This is a genomic window from Actinoplanes sp. NPDC026619, from assembly GCF_040638295.1.
GTDB lineage: Bacteria > Actinomycetota > Actinomycetes > Mycobacteriales > Micromonosporaceae > Actinoplanes.
In genome coordinates this window covers 63,775-79,550 of sequence record NZ_JBEZYA010000018.1, presented here as the reverse complement: position 1 = coordinate 79,550, position 15,776 = coordinate 63,775, and the positions used below count along the sequence as shown (strand labels likewise).

At 68.9% G+C, this 15,776-nt stretch carries 14 protein-coding genes and 2 pseudogenes; 8 read left to right on the top strand and 8 right to left on the bottom strand.

The window, feature by feature from the left end; translation table 11 throughout:
• Nucleotides 1-475: 475 nt before the first annotated feature.
• The gene (locus AB0E90_RS33205) at nucleotides 476-1,210 is read right to left on the bottom strand and encodes a HEAT repeat domain-containing protein (RefSeq protein WP_360414842.1); all 735 of its coding nucleotides are present in this window, start codon (nucleotides 1,208-1,210) and stop codon (nucleotides 476-478) included.
• 43 nt (nucleotides 1,211-1,253) lie between these two features.
• Nucleotides 1,254-1,904 carry an HAD family phosphatase gene (locus AB0E90_RS33200; RefSeq protein ID WP_360414840.1) on the bottom strand — a complete coding sequence of 217 codons (651 nt, stop codon included), beginning with the start codon at nucleotides 1,902-1,904 and terminating at the stop codon, nucleotides 1,254-1,256.
• A 61-nt stretch (nucleotides 1,905-1,965) separates the two neighbouring features.
• On the opposite strand from AB0E90_RS33200, the gene AB0E90_RS33195 reads away from it, so the two are divergent.
• Nucleotides 1,966-2,922: an ATP-dependent DNA ligase gene (locus AB0E90_RS33195; RefSeq protein WP_360414839.1), complete on the top strand. Its 957-nt coding sequence runs from the start codon at nucleotides 1,966-1,968 to the stop codon at nucleotides 2,920-2,922.
• A gap of 64 nt (nucleotides 2,923-2,986) precedes the next feature.
• On the opposite strand, the gene AB0E90_RS33190 is transcribed toward AB0E90_RS33195, so the two are convergent.
• A complete protein-coding gene (locus AB0E90_RS33190; RefSeq protein ID WP_360414837.1) occupies nucleotides 2,987-3,514 on the bottom strand; it encodes a hypothetical protein in 528 nt (175 codons plus the stop codon).
• A 97-nt stretch (nucleotides 3,515-3,611) separates the two neighbouring features.
• Between AB0E90_RS33190 and AB0E90_RS33185 the strand changes: the two genes are divergently transcribed.
• Together AB0E90_RS33185 and AB0E90_RS33180 are read left to right on the top strand one after the other, a co-directional pair.
• Nucleotides 3,612-4,094 carry a hypothetical protein gene (locus AB0E90_RS33185; RefSeq protein ID WP_360414835.1) on the top strand — a complete coding sequence of 161 codons (483 nt, stop codon included), beginning with the start codon at nucleotides 3,612-3,614 and terminating at the stop codon, nucleotides 4,092-4,094.
• 8 nt (nucleotides 4,095-4,102) lie between these two features.
• Nucleotides 4,103-4,288 carry a response regulator gene (locus AB0E90_RS33180; RefSeq protein ID WP_360414833.1) on the top strand — a complete coding sequence of 62 codons (186 nt, stop codon included), beginning with the start codon at nucleotides 4,103-4,105 and terminating at the stop codon, nucleotides 4,286-4,288.
• On the opposite strand, the gene AB0E90_RS33175 is transcribed toward AB0E90_RS33180, so the two are convergent.
• The gene (locus AB0E90_RS33175; protein WP_360414831.1) at nucleotides 4,285-4,806 is read right to left on the bottom strand and encodes a hypothetical protein; all 522 of its coding nucleotides are present in this window, start codon (nucleotides 4,804-4,806) and stop codon (nucleotides 4,285-4,287) included. The two genes, AB0E90_RS33180 and AB0E90_RS33175, sit on opposite strands and share 4 nt — an antisense overlap.
• Nucleotides 4,807-4,974: 168 nt before the next feature.
• Here AB0E90_RS33175 and AB0E90_RS33170 point away from each other — a divergent pair, with 168 nt between their 5' ends.
• Nucleotides 4,975-6,165, top strand: a complete 1,191-nt coding sequence (locus AB0E90_RS33170; protein WP_360414829.1) for a helix-turn-helix transcriptional regulator — start codon at nucleotides 4,975-4,977, stop codon at nucleotides 6,163-6,165.
• A 232-nt stretch (nucleotides 6,166-6,397) separates the two neighbouring features.
• Nucleotides 6,398-6,679, top strand: coding sequence for a flavin reductase (locus AB0E90_RS33165; protein WP_360414827.1), 282 nt, complete (start codon nucleotides 6,398-6,400; stop codon nucleotides 6,677-6,679).
• A gap of 370 nt (nucleotides 6,680-7,049) precedes the next feature.
• On the opposite strand, the gene AB0E90_RS33160 is transcribed toward AB0E90_RS33165, so the two are convergent.
• Nucleotides 7,050-7,553 (bottom strand): hypothetical protein, encoded by a 504-nt coding sequence (locus AB0E90_RS33160; RefSeq protein WP_360414825.1) that lies wholly within the window; start codon nucleotides 7,551-7,553, stop codon nucleotides 7,050-7,052.
• Nucleotides 7,554-7,997: 444 nt separating this feature from the next.
• Between AB0E90_RS33160 and AB0E90_RS33155 the strand changes: the two are divergent.
• Both AB0E90_RS33155 and AB0E90_RS33150 read left to right on the top strand, forming a co-directional pair.
• Nucleotides 7,998-8,105, top strand: a pseudogene (locus tag AB0E90_RS33155) (DNA-binding response regulator); the annotation flags it as partial.
• Between the two features lie 13 nt (nucleotides 8,106-8,118).
• Nucleotides 8,119-8,658, top strand: coding sequence for an AAA family ATPase (locus tag AB0E90_RS33150; protein WP_360414823.1), 540 nt, complete (start codon nucleotides 8,119-8,121; stop codon nucleotides 8,656-8,658).
• Here AB0E90_RS33150 and AB0E90_RS33145 read toward each other — a convergent pair.
• A complete protein-coding gene (locus AB0E90_RS33145; RefSeq protein WP_360414821.1) occupies nucleotides 8,638-9,570 on the bottom strand; it encodes a hypothetical protein in 933 nt (310 codons plus the stop codon). The two genes, AB0E90_RS33150 and AB0E90_RS33145, sit on opposite strands and share 21 nt — an antisense overlap.
• Nucleotides 9,571-9,773: 203 nt before the next feature.
• On the opposite strand from AB0E90_RS33145, the gene AB0E90_RS33140 reads away from it, so the two are divergent.
• The gene (locus AB0E90_RS33140) at nucleotides 9,774-13,964 is read left to right on the top strand and encodes a GH92 family glycosyl hydrolase (protein ID WP_360414819.1); all 4,191 of its coding nucleotides are present in this window, start codon (nucleotides 9,774-9,776) and stop codon (nucleotides 13,962-13,964) included.
• A 43-nt stretch (nucleotides 13,965-14,007) separates the two neighbouring features.
• On the opposite strand, the pseudogene AB0E90_RS33135 reads toward AB0E90_RS33140, so the two are convergent.
• Both AB0E90_RS33135 and AB0E90_RS33130 read right to left on the bottom strand, forming a co-directional pair.
• A pseudogene (locus AB0E90_RS33135) lies at nucleotides 14,008-14,678 on the bottom strand (rRNA adenine N(6)-methyltransferase family protein); the annotation flags it as partial.
• A gap of 102 nt (nucleotides 14,679-14,780) precedes the next feature.
• Entirely contained in the window at nucleotides 14,781-15,719 is a 939-nt protein-coding gene (locus AB0E90_RS33130; RefSeq protein WP_360414817.1) for an RNA polymerase subunit sigma-70, read from the bottom strand.
• Nucleotides 15,720-15,776: the final 57 nt, after the last annotated feature.

Below are 15,776 nucleotides of genomic sequence, written 5' to 3'. Positions count from 1 at the left end.
CGGCCGGGACGCCGATCGGCTGGTAGTAGACCTGCAGGCCGTAACCGCGTTTGTCGCTGGTCAGGACGAACCACCAGGGGCAGGCGCCGTCCGGTTTGGTCGCCGAGTAGAGGCCGGCGCCGGTTTTGTCGGGCTGCCAGCCGGAGCGTTCGGCCAGGGCGGCGTAGTAGGCAAGGGCATCGAGGTGGTCAGTCGGCGGCTGATGACGCCGTTCGAGACGAAGCTGATCACGCTGGTGTCCGGTGAGCTGCCGCAGGAGAACGATTCGGACGGCGTACCCAGCTTGCCGCCTTGGGGGTGTTGGGTGATCACCGGGTCACCACCACCGGGCCGGCCAGCAGGCCGATCCACCGGCCGATGCCGCGGCGGGGCGGGGTCGGCTCGTCGGTGCTCATCTGCGCGTCCTCGAGGTGAATCGATCATCGGCGACGGCCGATGATAGGTCCCCGACCCTGTTCCCCTCCGCCCCTGCCCTTTACTCGGCCGACTCCCGCTCGAGCCGCTCGCGCAGCCGGCGCGCCACCGGGCCGCGGTAGGAGGTCAGGACGCTCTCCAGGGTCCAGCGCACGTGCAGGTCCGGATGATCGGCCAGGTAGGCGAGTTCCTCGGCGCCACCACGCCGGCCCCGGCCCAGCTCGCACAGCACCTCGATGATCTCGTCGGCGGTGGCCGCCGCGCGCAACCGCGCCATCAGCTCATCCTTCGGCGCGGGCGGCGGCCGGTCCGGGAAGCGACGACGCAACCGGGCCACCTGGTAGGCGCCGCTCGACAGGCAACCCGGGCACGGACAGGGCCGGCGACCGTGCGCGCCCGGCAGATAACGCCAGCCGATCCCCTGCGGCACGTCCCGGACCCGGCGGAGTTCGCCCGGCCCGACGGCGCGGGCCACGAACACCTCATAGCCGCGCGGGTCGTCCAAGCCGCGCGCCGTCGCCACCGCCTGCGCGGCGGTCACCGCCCGCGGCGGCTCGTGGTAACGCCCGGCGGTCACCGGCTCGTCGTCCGGCACCCGCAGGTGGACGGCGACCAGCACCCCCGGATGCGAACGGCGCAGCTCCCGCACCCACTGATAGGTCAGCGTGAACGACGGCAGAACCGGCGCACAGTAGACCCCGACGCCGCCGGCGCGCCCGTGACTGCGCGCGGCGACACCCGAGCGCTCGATCCCCCGAGCCGCCCGCACCGTGGTGATGTGCACGAACTCCGCCATGACCGGGCACGCTAGCCGATCGGCCGGGGACGCCACCTCCGATTTATCCGGCCGCCCACTTGATCAGCGTGGGGTCGGCGAGAGAGCTGAAGGTGGCGTCGGTTTGCAGGGTTACGCCGGGCAGGGACGGAACTCCGACGACATACATGCCGGCGGCCCGGGCCGACCGCACGCCGGTGCCGGAGTCCTCGAAGGCGACGCTGCGGGCCGGGTCGGCCGACAGGCCGGCGCAGGCGGCCCGATAGAGGTCCGGCGCCGGTTTCGGGTTCGGCACGTCGTCGGCCGTGTAGACGTGGGTGAACAGGTCGGCCAGGCCGGCCGAGATCAGGGCCGCCGCGACAAACGGGCGCGGGCTGTTGCTCGCCACCGCGATCGGGAGCCGGTCGCGCAGCGCGAGGACCAGGTCGCGGGCGCCGGGCAGGGCGTCGGCGCCGGCCGACAGCTCCTGGGCGACCAGATCATGCAGGCGCCGGGTCACCGCGGGCACCTCGTCCGGGCGGCCGAAATAGCCGGCCATGGCGGCGGCGCCGTCCGCCAGGGTCTTGCCGATCAGGAGCTTCTTCTGTTCCAGGCCGAAGCCGTGGCCGTGCTCGGCAAAGATGGCGGTCTCGGCCCGGGTCCAGCAGGTTTCGGTGTCGACCAGGAGTCCGTCGCAGTCGAAGACAATCGCTTCCACGTCCGTTGGCAGTGACATCGGCGCCCCTCAGGTTGATCGTTGCCGACGATACGACCGCCGGTCGAGGCAAGATGTCCTGATGGCGGACAAGGGTGAGGAACGCGACGGGGTCAAGCTGACCAACCTGGACCAGGAGCTGTACGAGGGGGCCGGCGCGACCAAGCGCGACCTGGTCGACTACCTGGATGCGGTCGGTGATCGGTTCATCGGGGTGCTCCGGGATCGGCCGCTGTCGGTGATCCGGCTGCTGCGCGGGCAGGACCAGTTCATGCAGAAGAACCTGCCGAAATACACGCCGGAATGGGTGCCGCGCACCGAGGTGTGGGCGGAGGCCTCGCATCGGAAAGTCACGTATGGACTGTGCAACGACCGAAAGACATTGCTGTGGTTCGGCAATCAGCGGGCCATCGAATATCACCCGGCGCTCATGGTCGCCGGCGATCATCACCCCACGCACCTCATCATAGATCTCGATCCACCCGAGGCCGGCGGTTTCGACAAGGCGGTCGCGGCGGCGAAACTGGTCCGGCGGGTGCTCGACGAGATCGGGATGGCCGGGGCGCTGAAAACCAGCGGCTCGAAAGGCGTGCACGTCTTCGTTCCGCTCGACGGGAAAGCGGCGGCCGACGAGGTCGCGGCGGCCACCCGGGCGGTGGCGGTCCGGGCGGAAAAGCTCGACCCCGACCTCGCCACGACCGCCTTCATCCGCGATGACCGGCACGGAAAGGTCTTTCTCGACGCGACCCGGTCCGGTGGCGCGACCGTGGTTGCCGCCTACAGCCCGCGCATCCGGTCCAACGTGCGGGTCTCGTTCCCGATCGCCTGGGACGACGCGGACAACGTCAAGCCGGAGGACTTCACCATTCACACGGTGCCGGGGCTGATCGGCGACCGGGATCCGTGGGCGGAGGCCATGCCCGATCCGCAACCGCTCGAGCGTGGACTGGTCGAGGAGGGGCACACCATTCCGGTGGCCCGGGTGCAGGCCATGCACGAGGGGAAGAGGCGCGCCAAGGCTCGTCGCGAAGCGGAGTAACGGCCTGCTTTGAACCCGAAGAGCCCGGGGCGGCCGGAAAATGGCGGGGAGTTGCGGCGCGTACCTATAAAAGGTCTCGCCAGAAGGTGACCGTCGCGCGGGCCTGGTGTTCCGCGGGTTTGCCCAGCGAGAATTCGCGGTTGAGCCAATCGGCCAGGTCGTTGCCGTAGTGCACGACGTCGGTCTGGTAGACGGACAGCACCGGGTGGTCGCCGATCGCGGCCGGCAGGTAGCGGTGCGAATAGACCGGGATCATTCGCGGGGCGGTCACCAGATAGCCCTTCGCGGCGGCCATCGCGGCGGCCGGTTCGGACGGCCGGAAACCCCACCCCTCGTACCAGAAATTGTTTTCCACCACGTCGAAGATGACGCCCTCGACCGGCCAGGCGAGCCGTTCGCGCAGGGAGACCCGGTCGGGGCTGCGCCAATCCGGCCAGCCGCGGCCCGACGGCATGCCCTCGGCCAGGAACGCGCGATGGTCGGGAGCGAAGGTGAAGCCGAATTCGTGCTCGATCGTGGACAGCTCCTGCTCGGAGAGCCCGGTCGCGATGGGAAATCGGCCGGAAGCGGCGAGTAGTTCCGCGGCAATCACCCGGCTACCTTATCGGGATGAGCGACGGGATCGAACTACACCGAACGATGTAGACGCGGGTGACCTCGACACGGCCGGGTTGATCGGTTCCGGCTGTGTGTGGCCGGCCACGGCCGGCCTGACGTCGCTCGCGCTGCGCGGCCGGCTGCGGGCCGCGATCATCACGGCCGGGAGCGGGCTGATGTACGGGTTCGGCTGGGACGCCTTCGCCGACCGCAACCACGGAGTCGACTGGTCCATGGCCCACGTCGGCGGCGAGATCCTTTGGGTGGCCGCCGCCCTGGCCGGCGCCGCCTACCGCAATACCCTGCGCTGGCGGGACGAGGTCGGCCGCCGCATCGAACAGGACTCACGCCGCCGCCAGGCCGAGGCGAAGGGGTCGCTGCGGCTGGTCCAGGAGGTACGCGGGCAGGCGTGGTGGTCGACGTGCAGGACGACGGCAGCGGCGCGGGGCGCCGGCCGACGGGCACGGAATCTCCGGCATGCGGAGCGGGTGGCCGCGCTGGGCGGCGCGCTCACGGCCGGTCCGGGCAAGACCGGGTTTGCCGTACAGGCGACCATCCCGATCGCCGCCGGATAGGGCCGCCGATGACCATCTCCGTTCTCCTCGCCGACGACCAGCACCTGGTCCGGGCCGATTTTCGCAGCCTGCTGCGCCGGGACCGGGAGATCGTGGTGGTCGGCGAGGCGTCCACCGGCGACGAGGCGGTGCGCACCGCGCGGCAGCTCCGGCCGGACGTGATCCTGATGGACACAAGGAGAAGCGAACTCTAGGAAGGGTCTAGAAGGGAGGAATTCTTCGGCAGGTCCTCCACCGATCTGGGCTCGCCTTTCCATGTCAACGTATCGAGATCAATGGGCCACGCTTCTTCGGCAGCGACTGCCTTGGTGATCGTCCGGACGCGGAACATGGCACGCCCGCCGGTGAAGAAATAGGCCAATGAGCCAACGGTCATGACCAAGAAAAAGACGCCAGTAGCGGCAAGTGTCCATAGATTCGTCGAGAGGCTAACCAACTGCGGAAAAACCGACGTAAAAAGTACGGTTCCGAGAATGCCTGTTCCAACGTCCCGAACGGCACGGCCGACGGCCGCCGTGAAGATCGCTTGCATCTCCGCTGGGTGAACTGCGAGCCACTCCACGAGTCGCTTCTCAGCCTCTGATCTCTCCTTACTCGCTTTGCGCGAGCGTTCACTGCGGTTCGACCAGAAAGCCTGCCAGCGAGGAGTCATCACGTTTGCGAAGACTGACACCGGCACCGAGACCAGGACACCGATAACGAAGAGCAGCACCTAGCCCCCGCCTCCTCTTACTGGACAACCGACCCATTATGGGGTGGACGCGCTAGGGACGAACCACCTGGATAGACGGTCGTTGTGGGACCGATCGGCGTGCCTTTGGGTAGGCGATCACCGCTCGACCCCGTACCGTCGGAAGCTAGACCACCGGAGGTGATCCGCATGGCCGAGGACTTCACGGGCGCTCGCGTCCGGTACTGGCGGCTCAAGCGCGGCCTGAGCCAGCGGACGCTGGCCGGGCTAGCCGGCATGACCCAGGGCTACGTCTCGCAGATCGAGGCCGGCCTCAAGGAGATCGACAAGCGCTCCACGTTGATCCGCCTCGCCGGTGCCCTCCAGGTCTCGGTCTCTGAACTGGTCGACCTCCCAGGCCCGGAATCGCCCGAGCTCAACGCGGCGGAGGCGACGGTGCCCGCGATTCGCGCCGCGCTCAACGTCGCACGGCTGCATGAGGCGGTGGAGCCACGCCGGACGCTGGCGGAGGTCAGCGCGGTGGTCGCCGGATTGGCGCCAACCTGGAAGGCCGCTCGATACGACCAGCTCAGTTTGCTTATGCCGGAGCTGCTGACCGACCTCCACGGGCTCGCGACGACCGGCGACGAGCAGACGCAGCGTGCCGCGCTCCGGCTGCTGGTCGAGGCGATGCACTGTGCCACCTCTACCTTGCGGCACCTCAGCTGCGGGGACCTGGCGATGATCGCGGCCGACCTCGGACACGCGGCAGCCGTCGAGCTGGATGAGCCGGTGTGGCGCGGGGTGGCCGATTACGTAAGGCTGGTCACGCTGCCCGCCGAGAGCAAACCGATCACCCGGCGGCTGGCCGTCGAGGCGGCTGACCGGCTGGCCGACGGGCCGGAGTCCAGCGAAGCGCTCCAGGTTGCGGGGATGCTCCACCTGTCGGCCGCGTTCTCCGCTGCGACGGCCGAGGATGCACCCGAAACGGCTACCCACCTCAGCGAGGCACGGCGTCTGGCGGAGCGGACCGGGGAGGGCGGGTTTGCCACGATGCAGTTCGGACCGACCAACGTGGCCTTCTGGGAAACGTCGATCGCGGTAGCCACCGGTGAAGGCGGACGAGTCCGTGAGATCGCGCGCCGCGTAGAGCCGGACCGGATCGACTCTGACACCCGCAAGGCCGCGTACTTCATCGACTACGGGCGCGGCCTCGCACAGACCCGCCGGAACGACGCAGAGGCGGTCGCCAGCTTCATCCGCGCCGAGCGCACCGCGCCGCAGCGCACCCGTCGATCGCCCGCTGCGCGGGAGTCGGTGGGCACCATGCTGCGGCGAGCACAGGCCAACGCTGGTGGAAACCAGCTACGCGAGCTGGCCTCACGTATCGGAGTCGCCTGATCACGCCGGATTACCGGCGGTAATCGCTCCCGGTCGTAATGGACTTAGCGTCGCCCTCAGTCGCAATCAACCGACTGGAGGACGCCGTGCACCAAAAGCGATCGTGGAGCCTGTTCCGCCGCGCCCGTTGCGTCTGCGGGCTGCCGTGGCCGTGCCTTGAGCGTCGGCTGCGTGCAACCCGGTCTTCTTCTAGATCTGCCGTCGGCCGACGGCAGATCTGAGGAGGTCGCAGATGCCCGAAGAGACGCTGCCGCCACTCGCAAGCTACCGAGGCTTCAGCCGGGGCAACACCCCGCTCGATCCGGAGCACACTGCCAGCCGCCCCGACTGGAACTGCCGGGCCTGCGGAGCCGAGTGGCCCTGCGAGCCCGCCAAGGCTGCGATGCGAGCCGAAGCCCAGCGCACCTACCTCGGGATGCTGATGTGGGGGTTCCTGGAGGACTTCGCTCACGACGCCACCGAGGAGCAGTTCCGCAACGCTCACGACCGCTTCATCGCGTGGACTCGCGGATGAACCCGCAACGGCTGGCGTCCTCATCGCTATCTGGATGCTGCGCCTGATCTGGTGGGTGCTGAAGATCGTGAGCAGGAACTTTCCACTTGCCGGAAAGACTCCCAGACCTCGACGACTGGCAGGCCCCCACATCGCCAGCAACTTCGCCGGCCTGGGAGGTAAAATGTACATACATTCCAACTTATTGGCGCAGCTTCGTTGGTGAGCGGGCGGGAGAGACCCGCTCCAAACGAAGGGACCAGCCATGAACGCCACCGCAACCGCCTCAGCACCCACGCCAAGAAGCTGGGCCTGAAGGACATGGGCTCGCCACAAGGCGCCGGTAACGAACCACCCTAAAGGAGGTGCCGCAAGCCTACGCCAGGAGTCGTTAGGCGGCTGGGTTCAAGCCGTGGAGCTGGAAGAACCGCTGCCAAGCGAGCGCGCACCGCCGGGCGAGCGCTAGCGCGTCCTCGGTGCCGGTTAGCCCGTGCCACGTGTTCCAAGCGATGGTGACACGCTCCCCGTTCGGGGTGCTCTCGACTTGGCTGATCCGAGCCGTCATCGGGTCCGGGTCCTTAGTGCCCGGCTTCTTGTCCCTGGTGCGGTGCTTCGTGGTCTGCGCGAGCGCGTCACAAATGCGCAGTGCTGGGTCAGCATGGACGTGCGCCTGGGCCGGTAGGCCGGTCTCGTCCTCGATGTGGTCGGCCGCCTCCCGGCAGAGTCGGAAGAACATCAAGAAGGCCCGGCGTGCTCGATCAGGGCTGATGTCGGTGCCAACTTGGCAGACCACCTCAACCTGCTGCTTGGCGTCTTCCAGGTCCTGCCAGCGCTCGACCCACGGCCGGACGGCCCCGTAACCGATTGCCACATAGGCAGCGTCCACGATCCCCACGCCCGTAGCGCAGGTGGCGAACGCCCTCACCGTCTGCCGAGTGCTGCCGCACGCCGGACAGGGCACCGGGTCGGCCGCTTCATCCAGCTCAAGGTCGCAGTCTGTGCACGTCCTCACGCTAAGCAACGTACCCGGCTGCGCAAATCGATTCTGCCCATGCCGGCCTTAGGCTAAGCGGTCTTGTCGCCCGCCTGCACGTCGATGATCCGGCCGTCCTGGCGCGTGATCGTCCACGTGTTCGCCGGGGGTGGCCACCTCGGTGTAGTAGGTCTTCTCGGTGATGGACCCGCCGATCGCACCAGGCGTGGCGGTGATGACCACCTTCACCGGAGTCAGCGTTGGGAGGTTCGTGCGTAATGCCATCTGGGTTTCCTTCCTTGCCCACGCGTGGTGCGCGGTAGCTGGTCGTCGACCTTCTTGGGGTTCTCCGACGGTGCGCGTCCCCCCTTGACCGCGAAGACCCACATCACCCGCGCCATCACAAAACTCGGTGTCCGGGATCGGGTTCAGCTGGTAATTATCGCGTTCGAGGACGGTTTGGTCCCGGGATGAAGGTGGTGGCGGGGTGCGGCGGATTCTGGTCTACGGGGTGACCGGGTCGGGCAAGTCCACTCTGGCCCGGCGGCTCGGCGAGCGGCTCGGGCTGACCTATCACGCGATCGACGACCTCACTTGGGATCCGGGATGGGTGCAGGTCAGCGACGAGATCCAGCGCGACCGGGTGCGGCAGATCTGCGCCGGTGACGCCTGGGTGATCGACTCGGCCTACCGGAAGTGGGCGGACATCCCACTCGCCCGGGTGGAACTGATCATCGGACTCGACCTGCCCCGGTGGCGCAGCTTCGGGCGGCTGCTGCGGCGCACGATCGTGCAGACCGCGCGGCGCACGCCGACCTGCAACGGCAACTACGAGACCTGGCGCAACGCGTTCCTCGACCGGGAGTCGATCCTGGTCTGGCACTTCCGGTCGTTCAAGCGCAAGCAGACCCGCATGCGCGCCTGGCACGCCGACCCGGACTTCCCGGCGGAGGTGGTGCTGCTGCGCACGCCGGCCGAGGTGGAGCGCTGGTTCGCGGCACTGCCATCAGGCGCCGGCCAGCCGTAACCGCTCCTCCGCCTGCTGGGCCACGGCCGTCAGGGCCACCGGGCGACTGCCGTGCAGGGCTTCGGAGCGGGCGTTGTGCAGGGCCAGCCACAGGCTCGCCGCCCACGCGACCTCGATCTCCTGGTCGTCGAAGGCGCGGCCGCGGGCCTCCGCGTACGCCTCGAGGAACGCCTCGGAGCTGGCGAGCGGCGCGAGGGTGGGTGACTCGGCGCTGGCGAAGGAGCCGCTCGCGGCGCCGGCGATGGCCGCCTCGGGGAGCCAGGCGAGGCTGTCCCAGTCGTGCACGGCCCACGGGCGGTCGTCGTGCCAGCGGAGGTTTTGCGCCTCCCAGTCGGCGTGCCCGAGCACCCGGGGAAGGTAGACGGCCGACAGTCGATCGTGGATGCGCTGGGCCGCCTCGGTCACGAACACCGGCACGTCGTGGTCGTGGCCGGAGAGGTAGGCGATGTGCGGCCACGGGCCGGGCTCCTCGTGGTCCCACCTGGTCCACTCGGGGTTGGGCAGCGGGGGCTCGACCGCGCCGGGCGCGTCGCCGCCCACCTCGATGTCGGCGGCCAGCTTGACCATCGCGGCGAGCGGGCCGGCGTAGAGCCGCGCGGTGCCGGGGCCGGGGTCGCTGAGCACCAGGCCGCCGGGGCGCCACTCCTCGGCGTGCACGGCCCAGCCGTCACGGACCGTGACCCCGGTGAGCGGCGCGGCGCACGGGTAACCGTTCGCGGCCAGGAACCGCTGCACCTCGACGCAGGTGGCCTCGCGGCCGTTCTGGTCGGGGCGGGCCTTCACGGCGACGTCGCGGCCGTCGATCAACCGCAGGCCGAACACCTCGGACATGTGGACGGACGAGTGCAGCACGGTGGCGGGCGGCGCGCCGAGATGTTCCCGGCACCACCCGGAAAGCCACTCAGGCAGCATCGATAAACGCACACAATCCAACATAGCCGGGAAATGCCCGATCCGTCCGTCCCGAACCATATGCCAGGCCCGCAGGGCGTGCAAGGCCGGAGATGACATCGATGTCAATCATGCGCGATTCTGTTCGAAAGAGTCTTGCCCATTTATAGATCTACCAGTAACGATGTGTCGCGGAGGTTACGGGTACGAGCGGAGGAGCACGGATGCGCCGACCACAATGGATAGTCGCGACACTGGCAGCGAGCAGCCTAGTGGGAGCCATGATGATCGGCAGTCCGGCACGGGCCGCCCCGGCGGAGGGGTTCGCGTCGTCGTTCGAGACGAGCGATCCCCAGCCGGACTGGACCGACACGGTCGAGCGGGCGAGCGGGGTCGACGGCGACATCACTGCCGGTATGCCCGGCAGCCTGCGGTCACACGTCACCGCGGTCGCGGTGAACGCCCAGCCGAACTCGAACGAGAACGGCAACAACCTCAACGACGGCGACGAAGCCACCAAGTGGCTGGTCGACACGTCGCCGAGCTGGGCGCAGTACACCCTGGACGCGCCCGCGACCGTCGTGAAATACGCGCTGACCAGCGCGAACGACGCGCCGGAGCGGGATCCGCAGGACTGGACGCTGCAGGGCTCGGCCGACGGCACGGACTGGACGACCGTGGACACCCGGTCGGGCCAGACGTTCGCCGACCGGTTCACCACCAACACCTACGACGTGGCGACGCCGGGGAGCTGGGCGATCTATCGGCTCACCGTCACCGCGCATCCGTCGGGCAACCTCACCCAGCTCGCCGGCCTCGAGCTGGCCGACGCGAACACCACTCCCCCGCAGGAGGGGCCGGCGCAGAGCCGGGTCGGCAACGGTCCGGCCAGCGCGCCGGCCGCGAAGGCGAACGCCGGTTATTCGGGACTCAAGGCGTTCCAGCTGGCCGGGCGGCACACGGTGGCCGGGCGCGGGTATGCGTACAGCAAAGTCTTTGATGTCGATCTGAGCGTGACCGATCAGACCGAGCTCTCCTACCTGGTCTTTCCCGAGTTCAATCGCGCCGATCTGAGTAATCCGGCCACCTACACCGCGGTTGACCTGGCCTTCACCGACGGGACCTATCTGTCGGATCTGAAGGCGACCGACCAGCACGGCATTGTGCTCAGCCCGGCCGCGCAGGGTGCGTCCAAGACCCTCTACACCGCGCAGTGGAACCAGCGGACCGCGCGGATCGGCACGGTCGCGGCGGGCAAGACCATCGACCGCATCCTGGTCGGTTACGACAAGCCGAGCGGGCCCACCAGCTTCCGGGCCTGGTTCGACGACATCTCGATCGCGAACGTCACGGCCGCGACCCCCAAGACCCACCTGGCCGAGTACGCCGACACGCGTCGCGGAACGCAGTCGTCGGGCGACTTCTCCCGGGGCAACAACTTCCCGGCCACCGCGGTGCCGCACGGTTTCAACTTCTGGACCCCGGTGACCGACGCCGGCTCGACCAGCTGGCTCTACCAGTGGTCGCGGCAGAACAACGCGGCGAACCGGCCGGCCATCCAGGCGTTCTCGGCCAGTCACGAACCGTCGCCATGGATGGGTGACCGGCAGACGTTCCAGGTCATGCCGTCGACGGCGGCCGGGGTGCCGGACGCCAACCGGACAAATCGCGCGCTGAGCTTCAGCCACGACAACGAGGTCGCCAAGCCCTACTACTACGGCGTCGGCTTCGACAACGGGCTGAAGACCGAGCTGGCCCCGACCGATCACGCGGCGCTGATGAAGTTCACGTTCCCCGGCGACGGCGGCAACCTGATCCTCGACAACGTCAACGGCAGCGCCGGGCTCACCATCGACGCCGCGAACCAGGCGTTCGCCGGCTGGTCGGACGTGAACAGCGGCAGCCTCTCGGCCGGATTCACCAGGCTTTTCGTGTACGCCACGGTCGACGCCCCGATCACCGCGAGCGGCATGCTGGCGACCGGCAACCGGCCGTCCACCGGCTACCTCAAGTTCGCGACCAAGACCGTGAACCTGCGGATCGCCACCTCGCTGATCAGCGTCGCCCAGGCCAAGCACAACCTCGAGCTCGAGGTCGGAGCGAGCGAGTCGCTCGAATCCGTAAAGCAGAAGGCGCTGGACGCGTGGGACGCCAAGATGCACACGATCGAGGTCGAGGGCGCGTCGGCGGACCAGCTCACGACGCTCTACTCCAACCTGTACCGGCTGTTCCTCTACCCGAACTCGGCCTACGAGAACACCGGCACCTCCGAGACGCCGGTCTACCAGCACACCGTTCAGTCGGCCGTCACCTCGCCGGCCAGCACCCCGACCGAGACCGGCGCGCCGGTCAAGGACGGCAAGGTGTTCGTCAACAACGGGTTCTGGGACACGTATCGCACCACGTGGCCGGCCTACTCGCTGCTCACCCCCAGTGACGCCGGTGAGATGGTCAACGGGTTCGTGCAGCAGTACCAGGACGGTGGCTGGATCTCCCGCTGGTCCTCCCCCGGCTACGCGAACCTGATGGTCGGCACCAGCTCCGATGTGGCCTTTGCCGACGCGTACCTCAAGGGCATCAAGGGTTTTGATGTTGAGGCGGCCTATCAGGCGGCGGTGAAGAACGCGACGGTCTCGCCGCCCAACCAGAACGTCGGGCGCAAGGGACTCGCGTCGTCGATCTTCAAGGGCTACACACCGACTGACGCCACCGGCGAGGCGATGTCGTGGGCGATGGACGGCTACATCAACGACTTCGGCATCGCGAACATGGCGGCGGCGCTCGGCAAGACCGAGGACGCGGAGTACTTCCGCAACCGGGCGATGAACTACGTCAACATGTTCGACCCGAGTGTCGGGTTCTTCCAGGGCAAGGACTCGAGCGGCCGCTGGCGCTCCTCAGCCGACGACTACGACCCGCGGGTCTGGGGTTACGACTACACCGAGACCGACGGCTGGAACATGGCGTTCCACGTGCCGCAGGACGGTCAGGGCCTGGCCAACCTCTACGGCGGCAAGGCCGGGCTGGCCGACAAGCTCGACCAGTTCTTCGCCACCCCGGAGACGGCCGGCTTCCCCGGCTCCTACGGCGGCACCATCCACGAGATGCTCGAGGCCCGCGACGTACGCATGGGCCAGTGGGGCTTCAGCAACCAGCCCTCGCACCACATCCCGTACATGTACGACTTTGCCGGTCAGCCGTCGAAGACGCAGGCTCTCGTCCGGGAGGCGACCTCGCGGCTCTACCTGGGCAGCGAGATCGGCCAGGGCTACCCCGGCGACGAGGACAACGGCGAGATGTCCGGCTGGCAGATCTTCTCGGCCCTCGGCTTCTACCCGCTGCAGATGGGCAGCCCGTCGTACGCGATCGGTTCGCCGCTCTTCACCAAGGCCACGGTCAATCTGGAGAACGGCAAGAAGATCGTCATCAACGCACCGTCGAATTCCGCTAAGAACGTCTACATCCAAGGGCTCAAGGTCAACGGCAAGGCCTATGCGAGTACGTCGTTGCCGCACTCGCTGCTGGCCGGCGGGGCGACGCTCGACTTCGACATGGGCTCGCAGCCGTCGTCGTGGGGCGCCGACTCCCCGCCGCCGTCGCTGACCACCGGTTCCGCGCCGGCCTCGCCGCTGCGTGACCTGACCGGCCCCGGCAAGGGCACGGCGTCGATCCCGGCGCTGGTCGACGACACGTCTTCGTCTCGCGCGGCGGTGAACGGCAGTTTCACCTACACCTTCGCGTCGGCCGGCGAGCAGGCCACCTTCTACACGCTCACCTCGGCCGACACCACCGGAACCGACCCGGCCGCATGGACCTTGAAGGGTTCGTACGACGGCACCACCTGGACCACGATCGACAGCCGAACCGCGCAGACGTTCGACTGGCGTCTCCAGACGCGACCGTTCAAGATCGCCAACCCAGGCCGGTACAAGTACTACGCGCTCGAACTGAACGGTTCTCTGGCTGAAGTCGAACTGCTCGGCCAGCCGGCCCCGGCCTGCACCACCACCATCGCCGACCAGGTGAGCGGCGCCCTGACCATCAAGTCGGGCGTCACCTGCCTGGCCCCCGGCGCCACCGTGACCGGCCTGGTCACGGTGACGAAGGGCGCGTCGCTCTACGCCAACGGCGCCACCCTGAAGGCGGCCGTGACGGCAACGGGCGCGGGCACGCTGTCGCTGCTGAACACCACGGTTGGCGGCATCATCACGGCGACGGGCTCCGGCCCGGTCTCCCTGGAACACAACACGATCCGCGGCCTGGTCACGCTGACCTCCGGCCACGGCTCGACGATCGTGGCCGGCAACACCATCAACGGCTCGCTCACCTGCACGGGCAACAATCCCGCGCCGGTGAACAACGGCCTGAAGAACGCCGGATCGGGCATCCGCCTGGGTCAATGCGCCAAGCTCTGACCTGATCAACCGCCGGCCGGGCCCCGCCAGCCCGGCCGGCGGCTCACCACGCGTTCCGCACGCGATTCAGCAGGCGGAACACGGTCAGCCATTGCTCCGGCCACACCTCGCCGACCGGGCAACCCGGTGCGATCCGGGCGGCGCGGAACGCACTCGGGACGCCGCGGTAGCGGTATTCGAGCGAGGCCTGCAACGACCCGCCGCGGCCCTGAAACCCGACATCCACCATGCGCCGGTACGCGGGCATCACGCTCGCCGGCACCAGCGGCGCGGTCCGCCGAACCAACTGCAGGACGCCGCCGTCGACTCGCGGGACCGGCCGGAAGGCGCCCGCGGGATCCGCCCGGCGAGCCGCCAGCTGATCATCGGCCAGGTGGCGATCGTGAGCCGGCTCCAGCGCCCGTAGTCGCCGGTTCGTTTACGGGCGTACTCCCATTGCGTGAACAGCGTGGCGGTGGTCAGCGAGCCGGCCGCGAGACACCAGCCGACGACCGCCGCGGTCAGCGCGTACGGGATGTTCCCGACGACCGCGAAGGGCTCGCCGGGCGGAGCGGCGGCCAGGAAGTCGCCCTCCACCGTGAGCCGGGGGTGCCGGGGCAGCGCGGCCGCGAGGGCCGGATCCACCTCGTACGCGATCACCCGGGCGCCGGTGTTCAGCAGGGCGGTGGTGAGACGGCCGCGGCCGGCGCCCACCTCGTACACCAGGAAGTCGGGTTTGATCTCGGCCGCGGAAAGCACGGTTCGGATGGGCGCAGCCGAAGGAAACGTCAGAAGTGCGGGCGCCACAGGGCGGTGGCGCACCCGATTTTCCCGGGCTTACGGAACGGCGGCCTCGAGTTCGGACGGATAGACGCCCGGCAGGCCGAACGCGGCGAAATGCCCGGCCCCGATGAACGACGTGATCGCGGCGATCCGGTTGTCCCGCACCGTCAGCACGTCGATCGCCCAGGCGTCGAAGACGTCCGAGCCGGGCGCGCAGAGGTACGACGCCATGGCCGGCTGGGCGTTCGCCGTCGTCGCCAGATGCTGCCACCGGCCGCACGAACCCAGCGGCACCCGCTCCACGAAATCGCGCACCGCCGGCAACCCCGAGTACCAGCCCCGCAGCGGCGGCATCGACCAGGTGACGTCCTCGGTCAGCATCGCGACCAGCGCGTTCGCGTCACCGCGCTGGAGCGCGTCGGCAAAGCGGCCGGCGAGAGCTCGTGATTGCTCGTCCAGCGGCCCGGCCGGGCGTGGCAGCGACGCGGCCCGCGCGCGCTGCAGGGCGCTGTTCACCGAGGCAGGTGTCGTGGCCATCATGGTGGCGACCTCGGCCGGCGCGAAACCGAGCACCTCCACCAGCAGCAACGCGGCGCGCTGATTGCCCGGCAGGTGCTGCAGCGCGGCGACGAACGCCAGCTCGACGGCCTCCCGCAGCTCATAGCGCGCACTGGGCCCGCTCGAGTACGGCGTCAGCCACGCCACCTCGGTGTCCGGCGCATCGGCGGTCACGGCGAGCGGGCTGGCCGGGCCGAGATCGGCGGGAAGCGCCCGGCGACCGCGTCGCTGAATGGCGTCGAGACAGACCCGGGTGGTGACCGCGTACATCCACGAGCGCGTCGCGGCCGGCGTGCGCACCGACGCCAGTCCACGCCAGGCGCGGACCATCGCCTCCTGCACCGCGTCGTCGGCATCGTGTGACGAGCCGAGCATGCGATAGCAATGCGCGTGCATCTCGTCACGCAGCGGAGCGATGACAGCGGAGAACTCCACGACCGATGATTCTGCCCCACCGGGCCAGTCCTATGCGTGCAAGCCCGAGTCGAGGAG